The organism is Candidatus Zixiibacteriota bacterium, from assembly GCA_034003725.1.
In the GTDB taxonomy this organism is placed as follows: domain Bacteria; phylum Zixibacteria; class MSB-5A5; order GN15; family FEB-12; genus WJMS01.
Genome location: JAVEYB010000015.1, coordinates 1 through 24,351 on the forward strand (window position 1 = coordinate 1; position 24,351 = coordinate 24,351).

27 protein-coding genes and 3 tRNA genes are annotated in these 24,351 nt (G+C 58.7%); all 30 read left to right on the plus strand.

Features of this window, described 5'->3' with window-relative positions; translation table 11 throughout:
• Window positions 1-73: transfer RNA gene (locus tag RBT76_13890), tRNA-Gly, on the plus strand.
• Window positions 74-139: 66 nt separating this feature from the next.
• On the plus strand, window positions 140-697 hold the full coding sequence (locus tag RBT76_13895) for a hypothetical protein (GenBank protein ID MDX9858879.1): 558 nt from the start codon (window positions 140-142) through the stop codon (window positions 695-697).
• Window positions 698-903: 206 nt separating this feature from the next.
• Window positions 904-976, plus strand: a tRNA-Thr gene (locus RBT76_13900).
• Window positions 977-1,012: 36 nt separating this feature from the next.
• On the plus strand, window positions 1,013-2,215 hold the full coding sequence (gene tuf, locus RBT76_13905; GenBank protein ID MDX9858880.1) for an elongation factor Tu: 1,203 nt from the start codon (window positions 1,013-1,015) through the stop codon (window positions 2,213-2,215).
• Window positions 2,216-2,244: 29 nt separating this feature from the next.
• Complete coding sequence (gene rpmG, locus RBT76_13910; protein MDX9858881.1) at window positions 2,245-2,397, plus strand: 50S ribosomal protein L33; 153 nt, start codon at window positions 2,245-2,247, stop codon at window positions 2,395-2,397.
• A 21-nt stretch (window positions 2,398-2,418) separates the two neighbouring features.
• A tRNA-Trp gene (locus RBT76_13915) sits at window positions 2,419-2,491 on the plus strand.
• A gap of 24 nt (window positions 2,492-2,515) precedes the next feature.
• Window positions 2,516-2,713, plus strand: coding sequence for a preprotein translocase subunit SecE (gene secE, locus RBT76_13920; protein ID MDX9858882.1), 198 nt, complete (start codon window positions 2,516-2,518; stop codon window positions 2,711-2,713).
• A gap of 1 nt (window position 2,714) precedes the next feature.
• Window positions 2,715-3,257 (plus strand): transcription termination/antitermination protein NusG, encoded by a 543-nt coding sequence (gene nusG, locus RBT76_13925; protein ID MDX9858883.1) that lies wholly within the window; start codon window positions 2,715-2,717, stop codon window positions 3,255-3,257.
• 26 nt (window positions 3,258-3,283) lie between these two features.
• Window positions 3,284-3,709, plus strand: a complete 426-nt coding sequence (gene rplK, locus RBT76_13930) for a 50S ribosomal protein L11 (GenBank protein ID MDX9858884.1) — start codon at window positions 3,284-3,286, stop codon at window positions 3,707-3,709.
• A gap of 77 nt (window positions 3,710-3,786) precedes the next feature.
• The gene (gene rplA, locus RBT76_13935) at window positions 3,787-4,491 is read left to right on the plus strand and encodes a 50S ribosomal protein L1 (protein MDX9858885.1); all 705 of its coding nucleotides are present in this window, start codon (window positions 3,787-3,789) and stop codon (window positions 4,489-4,491) included.
• Window positions 4,492-4,505: 14 nt separating this feature from the next.
• The gene (gene rplJ / locus RBT76_13940) at window positions 4,506-5,033 is read left to right on the plus strand and encodes a 50S ribosomal protein L10 (GenBank protein ID MDX9858886.1); all 528 of its coding nucleotides are present in this window, start codon (window positions 4,506-4,508) and stop codon (window positions 5,031-5,033) included.
• Between the two features lie 66 nt (window positions 5,034-5,099).
• Entirely contained in the window at window positions 5,100-5,486 is a 387-nt protein-coding gene (gene rplL, locus RBT76_13945) for a 50S ribosomal protein L7/L12 (protein MDX9858887.1), read from the plus strand.
• 267 nt (window positions 5,487-5,753) lie between these two features.
• Entirely contained in the window at window positions 5,754-9,524 is a 3,771-nt protein-coding gene (gene rpoB, locus RBT76_13950; GenBank protein ID MDX9858888.1) for a DNA-directed RNA polymerase subunit beta, read from the plus strand.
• 68 nt (window positions 9,525-9,592) lie between these two features.
• The gene (rpoC, locus tag RBT76_13955; protein ID MDX9858889.1) at window positions 9,593-13,696 is read left to right on the plus strand and encodes a DNA-directed RNA polymerase subunit beta'; all 4,104 of its coding nucleotides are present in this window, start codon (window positions 9,593-9,595) and stop codon (window positions 13,694-13,696) included.
• Window positions 13,697-13,772: 76 nt separating this feature from the next.
• Complete coding sequence (gene rpsL, locus RBT76_13960) at window positions 13,773-14,147, plus strand: 30S ribosomal protein S12 (protein ID MDX9858890.1); 375 nt, start codon at window positions 13,773-13,775, stop codon at window positions 14,145-14,147.
• 9 nt (window positions 14,148-14,156) lie between these two features.
• Entirely contained in the window at window positions 14,157-14,627 is a 471-nt protein-coding gene (gene rpsG / locus RBT76_13965; protein ID MDX9858891.1) for a 30S ribosomal protein S7, read from the plus strand.
• A gap of 211 nt (window positions 14,628-14,838) precedes the next feature.
• Entirely contained in the window at window positions 14,839-16,917 is a 2,079-nt protein-coding gene (gene fusA / locus RBT76_13970) for an elongation factor G (protein MDX9858892.1), read from the plus strand.
• Window positions 16,918-16,936: 19 nt separating this feature from the next.
• Entirely contained in the window at window positions 16,937-18,139 is a 1,203-nt protein-coding gene (gene tuf, locus RBT76_13975; protein MDX9858893.1) for an elongation factor Tu, read from the plus strand.
• A gap of 18 nt (window positions 18,140-18,157) precedes the next feature.
• Complete coding sequence (gene rpsJ / locus RBT76_13980) at window positions 18,158-18,466, plus strand: 30S ribosomal protein S10 (protein ID MDX9858894.1); 309 nt, start codon at window positions 18,158-18,160, stop codon at window positions 18,464-18,466.
• Between the two features lie 15 nt (window positions 18,467-18,481).
• Entirely contained in the window at window positions 18,482-19,114 is a 633-nt protein-coding gene (gene rplC / locus RBT76_13985; protein ID MDX9858895.1) for a 50S ribosomal protein L3, read from the plus strand.
• A gap of 10 nt (window positions 19,115-19,124) precedes the next feature.
• On the plus strand, window positions 19,125-19,748 hold the full coding sequence (gene rplD, locus RBT76_13990; GenBank protein ID MDX9858896.1) for a 50S ribosomal protein L4: 624 nt from the start codon (window positions 19,125-19,127) through the stop codon (window positions 19,746-19,748).
• Window positions 19,745-20,035, plus strand: a complete 291-nt coding sequence (gene rplW, locus RBT76_13995; protein ID MDX9858897.1) for a 50S ribosomal protein L23 — start codon at window positions 19,745-19,747, stop codon at window positions 20,033-20,035. Before rplD ends, rplW begins: the two co-directional genes overlap by 4 nt.
• 16 nt (window positions 20,036-20,051) lie before the next feature.
• Window positions 20,052-20,885 carry a 50S ribosomal protein L2 gene (gene rplB, locus RBT76_14000; protein MDX9858898.1) on the plus strand — a complete coding sequence of 278 codons (834 nt, stop codon included), beginning with the start codon at window positions 20,052-20,054 and terminating at the stop codon, window positions 20,883-20,885.
• 15 nt (window positions 20,886-20,900) lie between these two features.
• Window positions 20,901-21,191: a 30S ribosomal protein S19 gene (rpsS, locus tag RBT76_14005; GenBank protein MDX9858899.1), complete on the plus strand. Its 291-nt coding sequence runs from the start codon at window positions 20,901-20,903 to the stop codon at window positions 21,189-21,191.
• Window positions 21,192-21,203: 12 nt separating this feature from the next.
• Window positions 21,204-22,019 carry a 50S ribosomal protein L22 gene (gene rplV, locus RBT76_14010; protein ID MDX9858900.1) on the plus strand — a complete coding sequence of 272 codons (816 nt, stop codon included), beginning with the start codon at window positions 21,204-21,206 and terminating at the stop codon, window positions 22,017-22,019.
• Window positions 22,020-22,042: 23 nt separating this feature from the next.
• Entirely contained in the window at window positions 22,043-22,933 is an 891-nt protein-coding gene (gene rpsC, locus RBT76_14015; GenBank protein ID MDX9858901.1) for a 30S ribosomal protein S3, read from the plus strand.
• A 31-nt stretch (window positions 22,934-22,964) separates the two neighbouring features.
• Window positions 22,965-23,390, plus strand: coding sequence for a 50S ribosomal protein L16 (rplP, locus tag RBT76_14020; protein MDX9858902.1), 426 nt, complete (start codon window positions 22,965-22,967; stop codon window positions 23,388-23,390).
• Complete coding sequence (gene rpmC, locus RBT76_14025; protein ID MDX9858903.1) at window positions 23,390-23,659, plus strand: 50S ribosomal protein L29; 270 nt, start codon at window positions 23,390-23,392, stop codon at window positions 23,657-23,659. The genes rplP and rpmC overlap by 1 nt, the downstream gene beginning before the upstream one ends.
• 11 nt (window positions 23,660-23,670) lie before the next feature.
• On the plus strand, window positions 23,671-23,937 hold the full coding sequence (rpsQ, locus tag RBT76_14030; GenBank protein ID MDX9858904.1) for a 30S ribosomal protein S17: 267 nt from the start codon (window positions 23,671-23,673) through the stop codon (window positions 23,935-23,937).
• 43 nt (window positions 23,938-23,980) lie between these two features.
• Window positions 23,981-24,349 carry a 50S ribosomal protein L14 gene (rplN, locus tag RBT76_14035; protein ID MDX9858905.1) on the plus strand — a complete coding sequence of 123 codons (369 nt, stop codon included), beginning with the start codon at window positions 23,981-23,983 and terminating at the stop codon, window positions 24,347-24,349.
• The last annotated feature ends 2 nt before the right edge of the window (window positions 24,350-24,351 follow it).

Sequence of the window (24,351 nt, forward strand, 5' to 3'; positions counted from 1 at the left end):
GCGGGAGTAACTCAGTTGGTAGAGTCACAGCCTTCCAAGCTGTTGGTCGCGAGTTCGAGTCTCGTCTCCCGCTTTTTAATTTGTCTGCCAACCCGGGGTCAATCGATTGAGATTTAACAGGATAGTCGTTCGAATCGGTATGTGCGGCATTGTTGCGGGGATTCTTGTCGCGCAGGGGTGTATCGAACGCAAGCCGTTGCAGGTTGCCAAGAAAGAGAGCCCGGTGACGGCCCGTCTGGCGGAGATGATCGAGTCGGAACGCCGACTAAAAGATGCCCCGACTACGACGCCGCAGGGCTTCCAGGCCCTCAACCGGAAGCATCGCGCCGAGATCTATCATTTTCTGGCACAAGCGGTTATTGTGATGCCCGAGGACCTGTACGCGGCCTCTGAGATTCTCGGCCGAGCCGATGTCGAGGCTCCGGATGCCATTCTGCTGGCCCACCACCTTGCCGCGACAGCCGCTGACAAGGGGCTGGACAGCGCCCGCCTCAAAGCCGCAATGCTCATCGACCGCTACCACGCCATTATCGGCAGGCCGCAATTGTATGGCACGCAATACATTACCGACAGCCTCGGAGTCCCGATTCTTTATCCGGTCGACTCTTCCGTGTCCGATTCACAACGGGTGGCGTGGGGGGTGCAACCGCTGGATTCGCTGCGGGCAAATCTCGAGCGGAGCGGCGGGGGCAAATAAGCTGCCAACCGCCCGCCGGGGGGTGAATTCGGACTCCACCAAAACGGTCTAACCGTCGACCATTTCGCTAGATCGACCCACTTCACGTGGGAAAGAAATTTCTTGACATCGGGGGGGCTCGTTTTATATTGACGGCTCGCCTTTTAGGCGTGAAATCCGGTATACCGGCCGGAATGACAGGCACGATAAGATATTTTCTAAGCGTAGCCCAGATAGCTCAGTCGGTAGAGCACGTCCTTGGTAAGGACGAGGTCACCAGTTCGATCCTGGTTCTGGGCTCATTATATGCGAACCTGATGGAGGGACACCTCAGCCATGGCGAAGGAGAAGTTTGATCGTTCGAAGCCGCACGTGAACGTTGGCACGATAGGTCACGTGGATCACGGGAAGACGACGTTGACGGCGGCGATCACGATGGTGATGGCGAGCCGTACGGGTACGGCGATACGGTCGTTTGATTCGATTGACAATGCTCCGGAGGAGCGTGAGCGGGGTATCACGATCGCGACGTCTCATGTGGAGTACCAGTCGGCGAATCGTCATTATGCTCATGTGGACTGTCCGGGTCATGCGGATTACGTGAAGAACATGATAACGGGTGCGGCGCAGATGGACGGTGCGATACTGGTGGTATCGGCGGCGGACGGTCCGATGCCTCAGACGCGCGAGCACATTTTGTTGGCTCGTCAGGTGGGTGTTCCGTACATCGTGGTGTTCATGAACAAGGTTGACATGGTTGACGATCCGGAGCTTTTGGATTTGGTGGAGTTAGAGGTCCGAGACCTGTTGAGTTCGTATGATTTTCCTGGGGATGAGATCCCGGTGATCCGGGGTTCGGCGTTGAAGGCGATGCAGGCGGGAGCGGACGGGAAGACGGAGGACGATTCGTTCAAGGCGGTATTGGAGTTGGTGGAGGCCTTGGACACGTACGTACCGGAGCCGAAGCGGGAGATGGACAAGCCGTTTTTGATGCCGGTGGAGGACGTTTTTTCGATTACGGGACGCGGGACGGTGGGGACGGGCCGAATCGAGCGTGGGATCGTGAAGCAGGGAGAGGAAGTGGAGATCGTCGGATTTGGGGAGACGAAGAAGACGGTGTGCACGGGGGTGGAGATGTTCCGGAAGATCCTTGATGAGGGTCGCGCGGGGGACAACGTGGGATTGTTGCTTCGCGGGGTTGATAAGGAGGAGCTGGAGCGGGGGATGGTGATCGCGAAGCCGGGTTCGGTGACGCCGCACAAGAAGTTTACGGCGGAGGTGTACGTCTTGACGAAGGAGGAGGGAGGTCGTCACACGCCGTTTTTCACGGGGTATCGTCCGCAGTTTTATTTTCGGACGACGGACGTGACGGGGGTAGCGCATCTACCGCAGAATGTGGAGATGGTGATGCCGGGTGACAACATCCAGATGGAAGTGGAGTTGATCACGCCGATCGCGATGGAAGAAGGTCTTCGGTTTGCGATCCGGGAAGGCGGCCGCACGATCGGCGCCGGTGTGATCGCCAAGATTGTCGAGTAACGAGCGATTTGAGATAAGCGAGGCAGAAAGTGCCCAGAGACCGAATCACGCTGGCCTGCGGCGAGTGCAAGCGGCGCAACTACAATACGAAAAAGAACAAGCGCCTGCATCCGGAACGGGTGGAGTACCGCAAGTACTGCCCCTTTTGTAACAAGCACACGTCGCATAAAGAAACCAGGTAAGACGGACACGAGTGTTACCGAAGGCCAGTAGCTCGAATGGTAGAGCGCCGGTCTCCAAAACCGGATGTTGGGGGTTCGAGTCCCTCCTGGCCTGTTACTTACAGAGGTGTCGACGATTTTGGAAAAGCTAAAGAAATACCTCAAGGAAACGGTGGGTGAGCTTCGCAAGATGACCTGGCCTACCAAGGACGAGTTGATCGGATCGACGATCGTCACGGTCGTGGTGTCTCTAATCGTCGCGATTTTTATCGGGATCGTTGATCGCGGCCTGACGTTTGTCGTGAAGTTGGTGTTTGGAGGAGGCGTTGGAGGCTGATATGGCCCTTCGCTGGTACGTCGCGCACACCTACTCGGGTCACGAGCAGAAAGCGAAACGGTACCTGGAGTCCGCCGTCGTTAACGAGGGGCTTCAGGACAAGTTTGGCCAGATTCTCGTGCCGACCGAGCAGGTGACCGAGATGAAGCAGGGGAAGCGATCGACCTCTACGCGGAAATTCCTCCCCAGCTACATATTAATAGAGATGGAGCTGGACAAGCAGACGCAGAATCTCGTCGTGAACACGCCGGGAATCACCAATTTCGTCGGCGCCGGCGGCAAACCGCAGGCGCTTCGTCAAAGCGAAGTGGAGCGGATTGTCGGCCAAATCGACCGCAGCCGGGAAGAGGAAAGTGATGACATTCCGTTCCAGGCCGGCGATGCCGTGAAAGTGAACGATGGGCCGTTTGCCGACTTTTCGGGGACGGTCAGTGAAGTGAATTTGGAGCGCAGGAAAGTCAAGGTGATGGTGTCGATATTCGGTCGTCCCACACCAGTGGAACTCGACTTCCTGCAGGTTGAACCAGTAAAGGCAAAATCCTGACAGGGTGAGCGGGAGCGAAACTACTCGTGGCAAAGAAACCGGTAGCTGAAATCAAATTGCAGATCCCGGCCGGGCAGGCCAATCCGGCGCCGCCGGTAGGTCCGGCGCTCGGCCAGCGCGGGGTCAATATCATGGAATTCTGCAAGGCGTTTAACGCTCGCACGCAGGGCGGCAACGGGATTCTCACCCCCGTCATTATTACCGTCTTCAGCGACAAGTCGTTTACGTTTATCACCAAGACCCCGCCGGCATCGACGCTTCTCAAGATGGCCGCAAAAGTCAAGAAAGGTTCGGGCGTTCCGAACCGGGACAAGATCGGCCAGGTGACGATCCAGCAGGTGAAAGAGATCGCCGAGCAGAAAATGCAGGACTTGAACGCCGCCAGCGTTGAGGCGGCCATTAAAATGGTTGCGGGGACTGCCCGCTCCATGGGAATAGAAGTGGTCGGCTGATCGCCGACTGCGAACACAACCACATTCGCTGGCACCTGTCCGGGGCGTATGAACCCGGTCGGGGAGAATAGGAGGTTATGAAACGATCAAAGAAGTATCGGGATTTCCGCGCCAAAGTTGATCGGCAGAAGAAGTACCCGGTAGCTGAAGCGGTCAAGCTCCTGAAAGAAAACCACTACGTCAAGTTTGACGAGTCGGTGGAGCTGGCCATCCGCCTGGGGGTCGATCCCAAACACGCCGACCAGATGGTCCGCGGCACGGTCTCCCTTCCCAATGGAACGGGCAAGTCGGTGCGCGTAGCCGTGTTTGCGGCCGGCGAGAAGGCGGAAGAGGCGCGCCGGGCCGGTGCTGACTTTGTCGGCGCCGAAGATCTGGCCGAGAAGGTCAAGGGTGGCTGGACCGATTTCGAGGTTGCGGTTGCAACCCCGGATATGATGCGGATCCTCGGCCCGTTGGGGAAGGTACTTGGTCCCCGCGGGTTGATGCCGAACCCGAAGACCGGTACGGTCACGATGGATATCGAGCGCACGGTCAAGGAGTTGAAGGCGGGACGTATCGAGTTCCGTGTTGACAAACTGGCGAATGTGGCCGTCTCGATCGGCAAGATCTCGTTCGACGAAGCCAAGCTGATCGAGAACATTCACGCGTTTGTCGACGCCATTCTTCGGGCCAAGCCCGCGTCGGCGAAGGGGTCATATGTCCTCGGCGTCGCACTCTGTTCGACCATGAGCCCCGGTATAAAACTCGATTATGCCGAACTAACCTCGGCTCTGCGGAAGTAGAGGAGTTGGATATCATGCCGAAACCTGACAAACTCGAAAAGGTCGCTGAGCTGAAAAAGCTCTTCGAAGAATCCAGCTCCTTTTTTGTCACGGATTACCAGGGCCTGAACGTGGCTCATGTCACGGAACTGCGCCGGAATCTGCGCAAGGGTCACGTCACCTACGTGGTGGCTAAGAACACCCTGCTGAAGATTGCGGCCAGAGAGGCCGGGGTAACCGATGACATTCGGGCATCGCTGGAAGGGCCGACGGCCGTGGCGTTTTGCTACGACGATCCGAGCGTCCCGGCGAAAATTCTCCACGAGTCCTACAAGGAACGGGAGATGCCGCGCATCAAGGTGTTCGTCGTTGACGACCACGTGCATGCGGGCACTGAGATCAAGCGGCTGGCCGACCTGCCGTCGCGCGAAGTCCTCCTGTCCCAGGTGATAGCGGCCGTCGAATCGCCGCTGACTGCGGTGATCGGGACGATCGATGCTATCATGCGGGATTTGGTGGGGACTATCGACGCGCTGGCGAGAAAACGCGAGAGCGAAAGTTGAGCCGGGTCGATCCGCGTATACGAAAGACACGAAACGTAAACATAGTAGTATTGAGAGGTTTGTGACGTGGCAAACGCAGCAATTGATGAAATCGTCGACAAGATTTCTGTCTTGAGCGCAATGGACCTGGCCGACCTGTCGAAGGCGCTGCAGGAGAAGTTCGGCGTTACCGCCGCAGCTCCGGTGGCCATGATGCCGGGTATGATGGCCGGTGGTGGCGGCGAAGCCGCCGTTGAAGAGAAGACTGAGTTCGACGTGGAACTGCAGGCCGCCGGCGACAAGAAGATCCAGGTCATTAAAGTTGTGCGTGAGTTGACCTCCCTGGGCCTGAAAGAGGCCAAGGACCTGGTTGACGGCGCTCCGGCCAAGGTGAAGGAAGGCGTCTCCAAGGAAGAGGCCGAGTCCATCAAGGCCAAGCTTGAAGAAGTCGGCGCCTCCGTTCAGATCAAATAGCCGGCTCCGAGTGTGTGACGGCCGGGAACCAAACGGGTCCCGGCCCGTTATCAGGTGGTAGATGCGCAGGTAGCGCAGTTTCCCATAGTTTTTTTCTGGTTGGTCGATTGACTGCAGAACCGGCTCCCTTTAGAGAAGACTCTGGGGAGAAAACATGACGTTGATGACAGAATCGTCCACGCGTACACAGACTTTCGCATCCAGGAAATCCCCTCGCCGGAGGAGTACGTCCTCCGCGGGCCTTTTTCTATTTAGGAGGGATTCGATTTGGCACACGCAGATGCGGTGAACCGTACTTCCTATGCGGCCGTCGGCGACGCCACCGACATGCCCAATTTCCTCGAAGTGCAGGTGAGGTCCTACGAGGACTTCCTGCAGGCTGATGTCCCTCCGGACAAGCGCCAGAGGCAGGGGCTTCACCAGATTTTCACCGAGATATTCCCGGTGACGGACATCCACGAGAATTACTCGCTGGAGTTCGTCAACTACCATCTCGGCCCGACCCGCTACAGCATCGATGAATGCCGCGAGCGGAACATGACTTTTGCCGCGCCGCTGAAAGTTACGATGCGTCTGGTCAGCCGCCAGGGAGAGGGCGACCAGAAAGAGGTCAAGGATATCATCGAGCAGGATGTCTACCTCGGCGAACTGCCGCTGATCACCGAATGGGGCACGTTTATCATCAACGGCGCCGAGCGCGTGATCGTCAGCCAGTTGCACCGCTCGCCGGGGGTGTTTTTCGACGAGGAAATCCACCCCAACGGCAAGAAGCTGTTTTCGGCCCGTGTCATTCCCTACCGGGGTTCCTGGGTCGAGTTCAGCATGGATATCAACGACATCATGTTCGTGTATCTCGATTCCAAGCGCAAGCTGCCTGTAACCACCCTCCTGCGGGCGATCGGGTACTCCTCGGACGAGGAAATCGTTGATCTGTTCTATCCCATCCAGAAACTGACTCTCAGCGGGAAGAAGGCCGGCGACTACGAGGGATGTTTCCTTGCCGAGACGATTATCGACAAGGAAACCGGCGAGGTGGTGCTGTCGGTCGGCGAACCGCTCACCGAGGACGTCGTCGAGAAGATCACCGCGCTCGGCCACAAAAGCGTCCGCATCGTCCCCAAAGACGAGAAGAAGGAAGCCTACGTCATTCTCAATACGTTGAAGAAGGACGTCGCGTCATCGCGTGAGGAAGCGCTGGTCAAAATTTACACGCTGATGCGGCCAGGCGAACCGCCCACGATGGAGATGGCCGAGTCGCTGCTCGAAAAGCTGCTGTTCGATAACAAGCGTTATGATCTCGGTGAAGTGGGTCGTTACATGATCAACGAGCGGCTCGGACTCGATATCCCGCTCGACAAGACGGTGTTCGACCACAAGGATCTGATCGCGATCACCAAGTACATCATCGGGTTGCGCAACGACCAGGGGTACACGGACGATATCGACCACCTCGGCAACCGTCGGGCCCGCACGGTCGGCGAGCTGTTGTCCAACCTGTTTTCGGTTGGATTGTCGCGCGTGGCCCGGACGATCCGCGAGCGGCTCTCACTCAAGGACCAGGAAAACGTCACCCCGCAGCTGCTCGTCAATGCCCGCACCGTCTCATCGGTTATCGAGACTTTCTTCGGATCGTCGCAGCTGTCGCAGTTCATGGACCAGACCAATCCGCTGTCCGAGTTGACGCACAAGCGACGCCTCTCGGCGTTGGGGCCCGGCGGTCTCACACGCGAGCGGGCCGGATTCGAAGTTCGTGACGTGCACCACACGCATTACGGTCGCATGTGCCCGATCGAAACGCCGGAAGGTCCGAATATCGGTCTGATATCCTCGATGGCCACCTTCGCGCGCATCAACAAGTACGGCTTTCTCGAGACGCCCTATCGCAAAGTCGAAAAGGGAAAAGTGACGGGCGAGGTTGTGTTCCTGTCGGCCGAACAGGAGGATCGCTACTACATTGCCGGATGCGAGGAGCCGCTCGACGACAAGGGGCGTTTCGTCAACGACCGTATTACCTGCCGTCGTCGGTCCGACTACCCGATTATTCCGCGCGAGGAAGTCCAGTACATGGACGTCTCGCCGCGGCAAATCGTCTCCGTTGCGGCGTCGCTTATCCCGTTCCTTGAGCACGACGACGCCAACCGCGCGCTGATGGGCTCCAACATGCAGCGCCAGGCCGTGCCGCTGTTGAAGACCGAAGCTCCGATCGTCGGTACCGGCATGGAGCGAAAGGTGGCTCTCGACTCCGGTGTTGCCGTGCGTTGTCGCCGGGCCGGCACTGTTGTGTATGTCGACGCCGAGAAGGTTGTGATCCGACCGAAAGTGTCACAGCGGGCAGGCAAGCTGGGATACGTCGAGGACGACGTCTATCCGATGACCAAGTATCGCCGCTCCAACCAGGATACGTGTATCAACTATCGCCCCGTGGTTCATCTCAATGACGAGGTGAAGGAAGGGGATGTGGTCGCCGACGGTCCGGCGGTGGATAACGGCGAGCTGGCGCTCGGTAACAACACGCTGGTGGCGTTTATGCCGTGGCGCGGTTACAACTTCGAGGATGCGATTATCCTCTCCGAACGCCTGATTCATCAGGACATTTTCACGTCCATACACATAGAAGAATATGAGCTCCAGGTCCGCGACACGAAACGCGGAGCGGAGGAAATCACGCGTGAAATCCCCAACGTGTCCGAGGAGGCCTTGCTCAATCTCGATGAACGGGGAATCATTCGCGTCGGCGCTGAAGTCGAAGCGGGCGATATACTCGTCGGCAAGGTGACGCCCAAAGGCGAGACGGAGCTTTCGCCTGAGGAACGTCTCCTCCGGGCCATATTCGGGGAGAAGGCCGGCGATGTGCGCGACGCGTCTTTGAAGGCGCCGCCGGGGATGAAGGGCGTGATCATCAAGACTCGCGTGTTCTCCCGCAAGGAGCGCACCGAAGAGGCCAAGAAGCAGGAGAAGACCGATATCGCGGCCATCAAGCGGCAATTCACCAAGCAGCTGCTCGACATCACCAATCTCCGCAATCGGAGACTCGGCGAGTTGCTCGAGGGCCAGACGTCGAAGTTGGTCCGCTCTGCTCTGGACAACTCGGTTCTCATTCGTACCGGCCATAAGTACAAAGTCGATACCTTTGAGACGATTGACGTCGACCAGGCGGTCGCCGCTGACGGCTGGTGCAACGACGACACGGTCAACAAGCATGTTGACGCCGTGATCGCCGAGGCTGCCGCTCTGCTTCAGCAGAAGCAGGTGCAGATGGATATCGAAATCGACAAGGTGCAGCGCGGGGCGGAACTGCCGCCGGGCGTCAAGCAGCTGGTCAAAGTCACGATCGCAATCCGTCGCAAGATTTCGGTCGGTGACAAGATGGCCGGCCGCCACGGTAACAAGGGCGTCGTCTCGCGCATTGTGCCAATTGAAGATCTGCCGTACATGGATGACGGCACGGCGGTGGATGTCATTCTCAACCCGCTGGGCGTACCATCGCGTATGAACGTAGGCCAGATCCTCGAGACTCACATGGGCTGGGCCGCCAAGAAGCTCGGGCAGCGCATTTCAACCCCGGTCTTCGACGGCGCGGGAGTTGACGATGTGATTGCCAAGCTCAGAGAGGCCGGCGCCCCCGACGACGGCAAGATGTGGTTGTACGACGGCCAGACCGGCGACCGGTTCCACAACCGGGTGACGGTCGGCTACATCTACATGCTGAAGCTGTCGCACCTGGTTGATGATAAGATCCACGCCCGATCGATCGGCCCGTATTCGCTGGTCACGCAGCAGCCGCTGGGGGGCAAAGCCCAATTCGGCGGCCAGCGTTTCGGCGAAATGGAAGTGTGGGCATTAGAAGCCTACGGGGCAGCGTATACCCTGCAGGAGATGCTGACGGTGAAATCCGACGACGTGCAGGGACGCAGTCGCGTGTACGAAGCGATCGTGAAGGGCGAAAACCCGCCGGAACCGGGCTATCCCGAAGCCTTCAACGTTCTGATCAAGGAACTGCAGGCGCTTGGGCTCGATGTTCGGTTGATAGAAAAGTAGGCGGGCAGGCAGTGCTGAGACAGGCGGGGTGTCGAACCCCCGCCTGATGAATAAAGGAGTCTGAAGTGGTGGATTTCGTAACCAAGAATCCCGGGCAGCAGAAAAAGCCCTCCGACTTTGCCGCGATTCAAATTCAGATCGCCTCGCCTGAGACGATTCTGTCCTGGTCGTTCGGTGAAGTCACGAAGCCGGAGACGATCAACTACCGGTCGTTTAAGCCGGAACGAGATGGGCTGTTCTGCGAGCGCATCTTTGGTCCCGTCAAGGACTGGGAGTGCAGCTGCGGCAAGTACAAGCGTATCCGTTTTCGCGGCATCGTCTGCGATCGGTGCGGCGTCGAGGTGACGCAGTCGAAGGTCCGGCGCGAGCGCATGGGCCATATCGAACTGGCGGTTCCCGTTTCGCATATCTGGTACTTCAAGTCGCTGCCGTCCCGGATCGGCCACATGCTCGATCTGTCGGTGCGCGAGCTGGAAAAGATTCTGTATTATGAAGCCTACCTGATGATCGATCCGGGCAACTCCTCCTTCCAGGAAGGTGACGTCCTGACGGAAGAGGAGTTCATGGACTTGGAAGAGGCGGGGAAGGAGTTCGACGCCCGGATGGGCGCCGAAGCCGTCCGCGACCTCCTCGCCAAGATCGACATCGAGGAGATGGTTGCGACTTTGCGCGCTCAGGTCAAGGTAGAGACCTCGGCGCAGCGCAAGAAAGACCTGCTCAAACGACTCCGCATATTCGAATCATTTCGCCACTCGAACAATCGGCCGGAATGGATGATCATGCAGATCGTTCCGGTCATTCCGCCGGACCTTCGTCCGTTGGTGCCGCTCGAGGGCGGCCGTTTCGCCACTTCAGACCTGAACGATTTGTATCGACGCGTCATTAATCGCAATAACCGCCTGAAGAAGCTTATCGACATTCAGGCCCCGGAAGTCATTCTGCGCAACGAGAAACGGATGCTGCAGGAGGCGGTCGACGCGTTGTTCGACAACGGCCGTCGCACCCACTCCGTGCGCGGCGATTCAAAGCGGCCGCTCAAATCGCTCTCGGATCTGCTCAAGGGGAAACAGGGCAGGTTCCGCCAGAACCTGCTTGGTAAGCGTGTGGACTACTCCGGTCGCTCGGTGATCGTGGTTGGACCGGAGCTCAAGCTGCATCAGTGTGGCCTGCCGAAAAACATGGCCCTTGAACTTTTCAAACCCTTCATCATCATGAAGCTCGAAGAGAAAGGGTTTGTGCAGACGGTCAAGTCGGCCAAGAAGCTGGTCGAGAAAGAACGCCCCGAAGTCTGGGATATCCTTGAAGAGATTATCGAAGAACATCCCGTGATGCTCAACCGCGCGCCCACTCTGCACAGGCTGGGAATTCAGGCGTTTTATCCGGTCTTGGTCGAAGGGAAAGCCATCCGACTGCACCCGCTGGTGTGCGCGGCCTTTAACGCGGACTTCGACGGCGATCAGATGGCCGTGCACGTCCCGCTGTCCTTCGAGGCGCAGCTCGAGGCGCGCGTGTTGATGCTGGCAACAAACAACGTTTTGCTGCCGTCGTCCGGACGTCCGGTTGCGGTCCCTTCGCAGGATATCGTGCTTGGCTGCTATTACCTCACGAAGGTGCGCGACGGCGATATCGGCGAGGGCATGGCGTTTGTGTCACCTGAAGAGTGCCTGATTGCGTACGATTCGGGCAGCGTCGGCATGCATGCCATGGTGCACGTCAGACGCAATGGCGAACTCGTCAACACGACCCCCGGACGGCTGATTTTCAACGGCATCCTGCCGGAAGGCATGCCCTACTTCAACGACGTTGCCAGCAAGGGAAAACTGGAAGAACTCGTCAGCCGCTCCTACTGGCAGCACGGCCAGACGGAGACAATCCGGTTTCTCGATCGGCTGAAACAGACAGGGTTCGAATATGCCACACGGGCCGGGGTGACTGTTTCGATTCAGGACCTGGTGGTCCCGAAGGCGAAAGACGAGTTGATCGAAAACGCCAAGAAGGAAGTCGCCAAGATCACGAAGCGCTACGAGCGGGGCGTGATCACCAACGGCGAGCGCTACAACCAGGTCATTGATACCTGGACCCGGACGACCAACGAAGTTGCGGAGGTGATGTTCCGCAATCTCGCCGAACAGGACCAGGGGTTCAACCCGGTGTTCATGATGGCTGACTCTGGCGCCCGCGGTTCAAAGGAGCAGATTCGTCAGCTCGCCGGCATGCGTGGTCTGATGGCAAAGCCGCAGAAGAAGATCACGGGCGGCGTCGGTGAGATCATCGAGACCCCCGTGACGTCCAACTTCCGTGAAGGTTTGTCGGTGCAGGAGTACTTCATCTCCACCCACGGCGCCCGCAAGGGACTTGCCGATACGGCGTTGAAAACGGCGGATGCCGGGTACCTCACCCGACGTCTGGTCGATGTCGCGCAGGATGTTATCGTTCGCGAAGTTGACTGCGGGACCATCATGGGACTTGATGTCGCGGCATTGAAGGAAGGCGAAGAGGTTATCGAGTCGCTGGCCGATCGAATTCTCGGCCGCGTGTCGCTCGACGACATTTATGACCCCATCACCGATGAACTTATCATTGCGGCCGGGGAAGAAATAAAGGAGGCCGAGGCGGCGCGGGTCGAAGAAGCCGGTATCGAAACCGTGCGAATTCGTTCCGTGTTGACGTGCGAGACCAAATACGGTGTCTGCGCGAAGTGCTACGGCCGCAACCTTGCCAACCGCCAGATGGTCGATATCGGCGAGGCGGTCGGTGTTATCGCCGCTCAGTCGATCGGCGAACCCGGCACGCAGCTGACGCTGCGCACGTTCCATATCGGCGGTACGGCCGCGCGTATCGCAGAACAGTCACAGGTGGCGACCAAGCACGATGGTATCGTTCGCCTGGAGAACGCGTCTATGATCGACCGGGAGGACGGCACGACGATGATTTCGAGCCGGGACGGGGTCGGCGAGTTGGTGGTGCAGGACGACCGCGGTCGCACGCGCAACCGGTTCAAACTCCCCTACGGGGCGCACCTGGTGGTCAAAGACGGTCAGGAGTTGAAGAAGGGAGATACCCTCTTTGAATGGGACCCGTACACCGGCGTCATTATGACCGAACGGGCCGGGTCAGTCAAGTTCAAGGATCTCATTCTGGATGTTACTGTTCGCGAGGAAATCGATGACCAGACCGGACTTATCCAGCGCAAGGTGATCGAATACCGCGATAAGACGCTGTTCCCGACCATCAACGTGGTCAGTGCTGCCGGCAAAATGCTGGCGAGCTACCGGATTCCCACCGATGCTCAGCTTCAGGTCGCTGAAGGACAAGAGGTTAAGCCGGGCGACACCCTGGTCAAGATGCCTCGTATGATATCCAAGTCGCGCGATATCACCGGCGGTCTGCCGCGCGTCGCCGAGCTGTTCGAAGCTCGTCGTCCGCACGACCCGGCGGTGATTTCCGAGGTCGACGGGACTGTCGAGTTCGGCAAAATCGTCCGGGGCCAGCAGCAGATCATCGTGAAGGGTGAGCAGGACGAGGTCAAGGAATACCTCGTACCGCACGGCAAGCACCTGATGGTTCACGACGGTGACTATGTCCGTGCCGGCGACCGGTTGTGCGAAGGCTCTGTCGATCCACATGATATCCTGCGCATTCTCGGTGTGTACGCCGTACAAGCGTACCTCGTGAACGAGATTCAGGAAGTCTATCGTTTGCAGGGCGTGAAAATCAACGACAAGCACATCGAAACAATCGTCCGCCAGATGCTCCAGAAGGTGCAGGTGGAGTCGGTCGGTGACACGGATTTCCTTGAGGGAGAGAAGGTTGACAAGACCAAGTTCCTTGAGGAGAACGCCCGGATCATCGCCGAGGGCGGTGAGCCGGCGACCGCGGAACCGCTGTTGCTGGGTATCACCCGGGCCTCGTTGTCAACCGAGAGCTTCATTTCTGCGGCTTCGTTCCAGGAGACCACCCGGGTATTAACCGAGGCCGCTATTTCCGGTAAGGTTGACTACCTTATGGGCCTGAAAGAGAACGTGATCATTGGCCGGTTGATACCGGCCGGTACCGGTATCGAATCGTATCGGCAGCTTGAAGTCGAGCACGAGGATGAGGAACCGGAGGAGCTTGAAGACGGCGAATCGAAGCGCACAACGGTGGCGGATATTTTCAAAGAAAACGCTTGACATGCAGGCGGTTTCGTCTAAATTGCGAGTCTCTTTTGCGTATGCAGCAACAGATGACAGGTAAGCAGGAGAAGTTTTGCCGACTATTAACCAGTTGATCCGCAAGGGCCGCAAGCAGGTCGTTGACAAAAACAAAGTGCCGGCCCTGAATGCGTCGCCGCAGAAGCGGGGCGTGTGCACGCGCGTGTATACGTCGACGCCCAAGAAGCCGAATTCGGCGCTTCGGAAGGTAGCCCGCGTCCGTCTGACGAACCAGATCGAAGTGACGGCCTACATTCCGGGCGAAGGACACAACCTGCAGGAGCACTCGATTGTGCTTATTCGCGGCGGTCGTGTGAAGGACCTGCCCGGCGTCCGCTACCATGTCATCCGCGGCACGATGGATACGGCTGGCGTGGCCGAACGGAAACGCGGCCGTTCAAAATACGGCACCAAGAAGCCCAAGGCGTAAGTAGATAATATGCCGAGAAGAAGAAAGCGACCGAAAAGACCAATCCAGCCGGACTTCCGGTATCAGGATACGCTGGTCACACAGTTTGTCTCGTCGTTGATGAAGCGCGGCAAGCGCTCCACCGCCGAGCAGTTGTTTTATGATGCCTGCGATCTGATGGAGAAAAAGACGGGCGACAACGCGCTCGACGTTTTCCGCAAGGCGATGAACAACGTTAAGCCGGTGCTCGAGGTGCGCTCCCGCCGTGTCGGTGGCGCCACCTATCAGGTACCGGTCGAAGTTCGCCAGGATCGCCGCACCGCGCTGGCTATCCGCTGGCTCATCCAGTACGCCACGGCCCGGAACGAGAAGTCAATGGCCGACAAGCTGGCCGCGGAATTCATGGCCGCCGCCAACAACGATGGTGGATCTGTTAAGAAGAAGGAGGACACTCACAAGATGGCTGAGGCCAATAAGGCCTTCGCGCATTTCCGGTGGTAAGCGGTTTGCCTCTCCACTGAGAGGAACAGCTGTATGGAACCTCAGGAATCCAAACACCCTCGAGTATGATGATTGCGCGCCTTCTGTCTGAAACACGCTGATTAGCTGCTCCAAACTGACCGTTGCCAAAACCTGCTGATTGTCAACGATCGCTGCAGCTTCTCGGGACTCAGTCAAATTGTTGTAGTGGACTATCAGTCAGGGATTTTTTATGCCCGGCAGCGAGAAGTTACATACCGTCCGTAACATCGGCATTATGGCCCATATTGACGCCGGTAAGACCACTACGACCGAGCGTATTCTCTTTTATACGGGCAAAACGCACCGTCTCGGCGAAGTGCACGAGGGTGCGGCGACGATGGACTGGATGGAACAGGAGAAAGAGCGCGGCATCACGATCACGTCGGCCGCCACGACTTGCTTCTGGCGCGACCACACCATCAATATTATCGATACGCCGGGTCATGTGGACTTTACTGTCGAGGTGGAGCGTTCACTGCGCGTTCTCGATGGCGCCGTAGCTCTGTTTTGCGCCGTGGGCGGAGTGGAGCCGCAGTCCGAAGCCGTTTGGCGACAGGCCGACAAATACGGCGTTCCCCGTATCGCCTATATCAATAAGATGGACCGGGTCGGAGCCAGCTTTGAACACACCCTGCAGATGATGCGCGACCGGTTTGCCACCACCTGTGTGGCGATCGCTATTCCGGCGGGCGAAGGGGAGATGTTTTCCGGGATTATAGATTTGCTCAATATGAAATTCCGTGTTTACCACGAGGAATCCCAGGGAACGACGTTCGAGGATCTGGATGTCCCCGACGACATGCTCCACACCGCGAACGAGTACCGCGAGAAGATGCTCGAGGCGGTCGCGGATTTCGACGACCACCTGCTGGAGCAGTTTTTGCACGACGAGCCGATCGATCCGAAACAGGTCATGGCGGCCGTTCGCAAGGCCACCATCGCCGGCAAGATGGTCCCGGTCATGTGCGGTTCCTCGTTCAAGAACAAGGGCGTTCAGAAACTGCTCGACACCATTGTCGACTTTCTGCCGTCACCGCTCGACATGCCTCCGATCGAAGGGCACGATGTCCATCACCGCGACAAGACACTGGTCCGCAAACCGTCGGTTGATGAGCCGACTTCGGCGCTGGCCTTCAAAATCATGACCGACCCATTTGTCGGTCGCCTGACATATTTGCGCGTCTATTCCGGTTCCGTCAACGCCGGTTCGTATTTGCTCAATCCGGCCAGCGGCATCAAGGAGCGTATCGCCCGGCTCTTGCGGATGCACTCCAATAAGCGCGAGGACATCAAGGTCGCCAACGCCGGCGATATTGTTGCTGCCATCGGGCTGCGCAAAACCACCACCGGGGATACGCTGTGTGATGTCAAACACCCGATCGTCCTCGAACGCATGTCATTCCCCGAACCGGTGGTGATGGTGTCGATCGAGCCGAAGACGAAGGCCGACCAGGACAAACTCACCGATGCGTTGATAAAGCTCTCGGAGGAGGACCCGACTTTCAAGATCCGTCAGGACGAAGAGACGGGCCAGACGGTCATCTCGGGCATGGGAGAGTTGCATCTGGAGATTCTCGTCGACCGCCTCATGCGCGAGTTTGGCGTTGATGCGTCCGTCGGTCGTCCGTCGGTCGCGTACAAGGAAACGATTACGCGCGAGGTTGAGGCCGAAGGCAAGTTTGTCCGCCAGAGCGGCGGCAAGGGTCAGTACGGACACGTGATGATGCGGTTCCGGCCCGCTGCCGAAGGCGAAGAGTTCGTGTTTGAAAACAAGCTGATTGGCGGTACCGTCCCGCGCGAGTATGTGCCTGCGGTGGAAAAGGGCGTCAAAGACGCGCTTCAGAATGGGATTATCGCCGGGTATCCTGTGGTCGGCGTGCATGCAGAGATCTACGACGGTTCCTACCACGAAGTTGATTCCAACGAAATGGCTTTCCGGATCGCCGGGTCTATGGCCTTTCAGGCCGGCGCCAAGAAGGCGGGACCGCTTCTGCTTGAGCCCATCATGGATGTCGAAGTGGTAGTGCCCGAGGCGTATATGGGTTCGGTGGTCGGCGATTTGAACTCCCGGCGCGGCAAAATCAATGGCATGGTACCGCGAAACGACGTTACGGTTATCGCCGTTTCCGTGCCGCTGTCCGAGATGTTCGGCTATGCCAACACGTTGCGCAATATTTCACAGGGCCGGGCTGTTTTTACCATGCAGTTCGCACGGTACTCGCCGGTTCCCCAGGAAGTTTCGAAGAAGATAATGGAAAACGTACTATAGAGCGGAGGCGTGAGAAGCCATGGCGAAGGAGAAGTTTGATCGTTCGAAGCCGCACGTGAACGTTGGCACGATAGGTCACGTGGATCACGGGAAGACGACGTTGACGGCGGCGATCACGATGGTGATGGCGAGCCGTACGGGTACGGCGATACGGTCGTTTGATTCGATTGACAATGCTCCGGAGGAGCGTGAGCGGGGTATCACGATCGCGACGTCTCATGTGGAGTACCAGTCGGCGAATCGTCATTATGCTCATGTGGACTGTCCGGGTCATGCGGATTACGTGAAGAACATGATAACGGGTGCGGCGCAGATGGACGGTGCGATACTGGTGGTATCGGCGGCGGACGGTCCGATGCCTCAGACGCGCGAGCACATTTTGTTGGCTCGTCAGGTGGGTGTTCCGTACATCGTGGTGTTCATGAACAAGGTTGACATGGTTGACGATCCGGAGCTTTTGGATTTGGTGGAGTTAGAGGTCCGAGACCTGTTGAGTTCGTATGATTTTCCTGGGGATGAGATCCCGGTGATCCGGGGTTCGGCGTTGAAGGCGATGCAGGCGGGAGCGGACGGGAAGACGGAGGACGATTCGTTCAAGGCGGTATTGGAGTTGGTGGAGGCCTTGGACACGTACGTACCGGAGCCGAAGCGGGAGATGGACAAGCCGTTTTTGATGCCGGTGGAGGACGTTTTTTCGATTACGGGACGCGGGACGGTGGGGACGGGCCGAATCGAGCGTGGGATCGTGAAGCAGGGAGAGGAAGTGGAGATCGTCGGATTTGGGGAGACGAAGAAGACGGTGTGCACGGGGGTGGAGATGTTCCGGAAGATCCTTGATGAGGGTCGCGCGGGGGACAACGTGGGATTGTTGCTTCGCGGGGTTGATAAGGAGGAGCTGGAGCGGGGGATGGTGATCGCGAAGCCGGGTTCGGTGACGCCGCACAAGAAGTTTACGGCGGAGGTGTACGTCTTGACGAAGGAGGAGGGAGGTCGTCACACGCCGTTTTTCACGGGGTATCGTCCGCAGTTTTATTTTCGGACGACGGACGTGACGGGGGTAGCGCATCTACCGCAGAATGTGGAGATGGTGATGCCGGGTGACAACATCCAGATGGAAGTGGAGTTGATCACGCCGATCGCGATGGAAGAAGGTCTTCGGTTTGCGATCCGGGAAGGCGGCCGCACGATCGGCGCCGGTGTGATCGCCAAGATTGTCGAGTAAGGCAGAGGCAGGCACGCCATGGATGTACAAAAGATTCGAATCCGGCTGAAAGCGTACGATCACTGGTCGCTTGACAAGTCGACGAAAGAAATCGCCCGCACGGTTGTTCGCACCGGTGCGCGGATCGTGGGTCCCGTGCCGCTGCCGACAAAGCGGACGGTTTACACGGTCCTTCGTTCGCCCCATGTCGACAAAAAGTCACGGGAGCAGTTCGAGACACGCGTGCACAAGCGTTTGATCGATATTTACGACTCCACGCCGCAGACGGTGGACGCGCTGATGAAGCTCGATTTGCCGGCCGGTGTCGACGTGGAGATCAAAACCTGATAGGTTTGTGCTGATATGAAAGAGATTCTCGGAACAAAGATCGGGATGACCCGGATCTTCCAGGAGAACGGCGAGTCGGTTCCGGTAACGGTGATCGAGGCCGGTCCCTGCCCGGTGATCGCCCGCAAGACCGTCGAAAAGGACGGGTACGAGGCGTACCAGGTCGGATTCGGCGCGAGCAAGAAGCAGCGGGTAACGAAGCCCACGGCCGGTCAGTTCGCCAAGGCGGGCGTGGAACCGGCCCGGTATCTTCGCGAAATCAGGGTGACCGAAGGGCAGTTCGAGGTTGGTTCGGCCATCACGGTTGACCTTTTTAAACCCGGTGACCGCGTCGACGTGACCGGCACTTCGCGCGGCCTCGGATTCGCCGGAGGCATGAAGCGGCATCATTTTAATGGCGCCAACAAAACCCACGGTCAGTCCGACCGGTGGCGCGCTCCCGGGTCACTGGGACAGTCCTCATACCCGTCGCGCGTCCTGAAGGGTCTGCGAATGGCGGGTCGGATGGGCCGTGAACGCGTCACCGTCCTCAATCTCGAAGTCGTCAAGGTCATTCAGGGAGAGAACCTGTTGTTGGTCAAGGGCGCGATTCCCGGTCACCGTGGCGCGCTGGTGAAAGTTCGGTCGACCAATCGAGGAGTGCGATAGGTAAGTACTCATGAATGTCAAAGTATACAACCAGGAAGGCGCCGAGGTTGGAACGGTTGAGCTGGATCCGAACGTTTTCGGGATCGAGCCTAATGACGATATCGTTCACCACTATATCGTCAACTACCTCGCTCGCCAGCGCCAGGGCACCGTGGATACGCGCACGCGCACCGATGTTCGCGGCGGTGGACGCAAGCCGTGGCGGCAGAAGGGGACCGGGCGCGCCCGGTCGGGCACCATTCGTTCACCCCTGTGGCGCGGCGGCGGCACCGTGTTCGGCCCGCACCCGCGTTCCTATGGTTCGAGAATGCCGCACAAGATGAAGCAGTTGGCGATCCGGTCGGTCTTCTCCGACAAGGCCCGCGGCGAGCGGATCAAGGTGCTTGACAAAATCACGTTGGACGAAATCAAAACGCGTAACGTGGTCGGCATCCTCAGCAAGCTCGATCTGCAGGGCAAGAAGTGCGTGATCCTGGACGAGGGACGCAACGACAATCTTCACCTGTCGTGTCGCAACCTCCAAAGTGTCAAGTACGCCCGCGCCGCGCTTGCCAACGGTTATGACCTGCTCTATGCCGATTTTGTGGTGATCACGAAAGCCGGGCTGGAGAAGGTCAAGGAGGTGTTCGGATGAGAGACTCCCGCGACATCCTCAAGACCCACATCACGACCGAACGGTCGACGATGCTTCGCGAGAAGAACAACGAGTATGTGTTCGAGGTCGACAAGAAGGCCAGCAAGCACCAGATTCGGGCGGCCGTAGAGCGCGCCTTTAAGGTGAAGGTGGAAGAAGTGCGGACCGTGATCGTTCCCGGCAAACCGCGCCGGATGGGGCGGTTCGAAGGAAAGACGGCGGCCTGGAAGAAGGCTATCGTCCGTCTCAAAAAGGACCAGGTTATCTCGATATTCGAGAACGTGTAAACAGTGGTATCGGATTATGGCTGTTAAGAAGTTTCGTCCTGTGACCCCGTCGTCGCGGTTCCGGCAGATCTCGACTTTCGAGGAGATAACCTCGGCGGTTCCGGAAAGATCACTGCTGGAGCCGATCAAGAAGTCCGGTGGTCGCAATAACAAGGGCCGCGTCACCGCGCGTCATCGTGGCGGCGGACACAAGCGGTATTATCGCATCATAGACTTCAAGCGCAACAAGCGCGATATTCCGGCCCGTGTGGCGTCGATCGAATACGATCCGAACCGGTCGGCCCGGATAGCGCTGCTGCATTATGTCGACGGCGAGAAGCGTTACATCCTGGCCCCGTTGGGTGTGCAGGTGAATGACCAGCTCATGTCCGGCGAGATGGCGGATATTCGCACCGGCAATGCCATGCCGTTGTGGCGGATGCCGCTCGGCACGGTTGCGCACAATATCGAGATGCGCCCGGGAAAGGGCGGCCAGCTCGCCCGCTCCGCGGGGTCGTTTGTCCAGGTGGTCGCCAAGGAAGGTCCGAAAGTGACAGTCAAGATGCCGTCGGGCGAAGTCCGCACGGTGCCGCGCGACTGCTATGGAACGGTCGGCCAGCTTGCCAATGTCGACCACAAAAACGAAGTGCTCGGCAAGGCCGGCGCGTCGCGCTGGCGCGGCATTCGTCCCCGGGTCCGTGGCGTCGCCATGAATCCGATTGATCATCCGATGGGCGGCGGCGAAGGCAAGAGTTCCGGCGGGCGTCACCCCTGCACGCCGTGGGGTAAGCCGACCAAGGGGTTCAAGACCCGTCGGAAACGTAAATCGACGGCGCACCTGGTTGAAGATCGCCGGAAGAAGAAGCAGTAATCGTGGAGTGATGCTATGCCTCGTTCGTTGAAAAAAGGTCCGTTTATAGACGACCACTTGCTCGAGAAGATAGAGAAGCTCAATGCGAGCGGCGAGAAGCGGGTCATCAAGACTTGGTCGCGGCGCTCCACGATCAGTCCGGAGTTCGTCGGGCATACGGTAGCCGTCCATAACGGCAACAAGTTCGTTCCGGTGTACGTGACTGAGAACATGGTCGGACACAAGCTCGGCGAGTTTGCCCCCACCCGCACGTACCGCGGTCACGGCGGAAAGCTGGTTGAACGAGCCTCAAGTGTGAAAGGCTAAGCGGGAAACGCCATGTCGGTAAGAAGTCATCTAGAGATCAGCCGCGCGATGCTGGTGCCCACGGTGAAAGGGCTCAACGGCGACGGCAAAAAGAAACTGATCAAGACCGCCGCACGGCAGGTCAAGATCACGTCCGACTTTGTCGGCCACACTCTCGACATCTTCAACGGCTCTCGGTATGTCCGGGTTCGCGTCACCGAGGAGATGGTGGGGCGCCGGCTGGCTGATGTCGCCAAGCGCGACAGCGCCACGGCGAAGCTGCGGTTCGTGAGCATACCGCCTCGCAAGATGCGTTTGGTGGCTGAAATGGTCAAAGGGATGAAAGTGCAGCAGGCGCTCGACGTGCTCAACTTCACGCCGCGCATCGCCGCCCGGCACCTCGCCAAGACCGTCAAGGCGGCTGCCGCCAACATCCTTTCCGAACAAGGGACGGATCATATCAATGCCGAGGACCTGTACGTGGCCAACGTGACGGTCGACTCCGCCCCGACCCAGAAGCGCATACGCTTCCAGTCGATGGGGCGGGTGTTCCGTATCCGGAAGCGTTTCTGTCATGTGTCGGTCTGGGTGGCGGAGCACGAAGACGCGGTGAAGGCGCGTGAAGCGGCGGCCGAAGCCGAGCGGGCCAAGGGCAAAGCGAAAGTCGCGGCTCCGAAGGCGAAACGTCCGACACGGAAGACCGCCGGCAAAGCAACCAAGAAGACCGCGGCTGCCAAGACGGCAAAAAAGAAGACAACCAAGTCGACTGCCGCGCGGACCGGTGCTAAGTCCGCTGCTAAATCGAAGTCGACCGAACCGTCCATCGATACGCAGGAATCGAAAGAATAACCGGTAGGTTTGAGGAGATACCGTTGGGTCAGAAGACACATCCGATAGGATTTCGTCTGGGTGTAATCAGACACTGGAACAACCGGTGGTTTGCCCCGGATCGCAATTTCGCGGACCTGGTGCACGAGGACATGATGGTCAAGCGCTACATCAACCGGCGTCTTGACAACGCCGGTATCGCCAATGTCATCATTTCCCGGCAGCCGAAGAAGGTGACGGTCGATATCATGACCTCGCGCCCTGGTATCGTGATCGGACGCCGCGGTGCGGAAGTCGACAAGCTCCGCGAAGAATTGCAGATGCTGACGAACAAAGAGATCATGCTCAACATCGTCGAAGTGCGCAAGCCGGAGCTCGACGCCAAGCTGGTGGCCGATTCGATCGCCCGCCAGATTGAAGGGCGTGTTTCTTTTCGTCGGGCACTCAAGAAGGCGGTGGCGGCAACCATGAAAATGGGCGCCGAGGGTATCAAGGTCCAGTGCGGCGGTCGTCTCGGCGGCGCTGAAATCGCCCGCACCGAGAAGTACAAGGACGGGCGGACTCCGCTGCACACGCTTCGCGCCGACATCGATTACGCCACGGCTACGGCCAACACGACCTACGGTACGATCGGAATCAAAGTGTGGATTTGCCGCGGCGAGGTGCTCGATCCGTCGCGCGTGTTCCGCGAAGACGAGGCCGAGCAGCCCCAACTTCGCGAGCCTACGCCGCAGCAGCGGCCGCGTCGCGATCGGCGAGGCGGTCCGGACCAGCGGAAACGGCCGCGCGGCCGGGTCCGTCGGCAGGTCACCGGCGACACACCGCCGCCGCGCGGACGTCGTCCGGAAGGACCACGGGGCGGGCGCGGTGACGATCGCCCCTCCAACAGGACGGATCGTCAGGAGAATCATGGCGGCCGTGAGGACGGAGAATAAGCTCGGCCGGCGGCCGGTGGAGAGATAAGCTATGTTGATGCCCAATCGGACAAAGTACCGCAAGCAGCAGCGCGGCCGGATGACCGGCAAGGCCAAAGGCGGCGTCTCGGTCGATTTCGGCGAGTTTGGATTGAAGGCGATGGAACCCTGCTGGTTGACAAACCGGCAGATCGAAGCGGCTCGTGTGGCGCTCACCCGCCACCTCAAGCGCGGCGGCAAGATCTGGATCCGCGTCTTCCCCGACAAGCCGGTGACCAAAAAGCCCGCCGAAACCCGCATGGGCAAGGGCAAGGGCGCCCCGGAATTCTGGGTGGCGGTCATCAAGCCCGGCCGGATCCTCTTCGAGATCGAAGGGGTGTCGGAGCAGTTGGCCCGGTCGGCGTTTCGCCTGGCCGCCAATAAGCTGCCGATGAAAACGAAATTTGTCAGCCGCACGGATACGGAAGGAGTAGTCTAGTGAAGATCGGGTCATTGCGTGAACTCACACGCGACGAACTGGTGCAGCGCAGGCGCGACCTGGAAGACGAGCTGTTCAACCTGAACATGCGCCGGTCGCTCAAATCACTGGACAACCCCCTTCGTCTGCGCACGGTGCGCCGTGATATCGCCCGTATCCAGACGGTGTTGCATGAAGACGATCGGGGCATCCGGTCGCTGGCGCAGTCCAAGACCAGCGTTCTGGGCCAGGCCACAAAACCGGATACCGGCACCAGCGCGGGTGAATAAGGGAGTGTTGAATGACTGAGACGGTACAGCGCAACCGACGGAAAGTGCGTTTCGGGACGGTTGTCTCCGACAAGATGGACAAGGGGATTGTCGTTCGTGTCGACCGCACCATGAAGCACCCGTTGTATCTCAAGACGGTGCGCACGTTTTCCAAGCTGTATGCGCATGATGAAAACAACGATGCGCATGTCGGTGACAAGGTGCGCGTCATGGAAACACGCAAGCTGTCCAAGTTGAAACACTGGCGGCTGATTGAAATCGTCGAACGCGCCAAGTAACGCGCGGCACGAGGCGAGCAGAGCAGGGAAAGGTATAGAGGCGATGATTCAGGAGTTCACCAATCTGACGGTGGCCGACAACTCGGGCGCCAAGCGCGTCATGTGCTTCCGGCTGCTGGGCGGCAGCAAAAAGAAATATGCCTCGATCGGTGACATCATTGTCGTCACCGTCAAAGAAGCCATACCGGGCGGCACGGTGAAGAAGTCCGAGGTGTGCAAGGCGGTGGTCGTACGGCAGAAGGCAGAACTCCGCCGCAAGGACGGCTCGCTGATCCGCTTCTCCGACAACGCCGCCGTGATCATCAACGAACAGAAAGAGCCGCGCGGCACCCGTATTTTCGGGCCCGTCGCTCGCGAACTTCGCGACAAGCAGTTCATGAAAATAGTGTCTCTCGCCCCCGAGGTGATATAAGG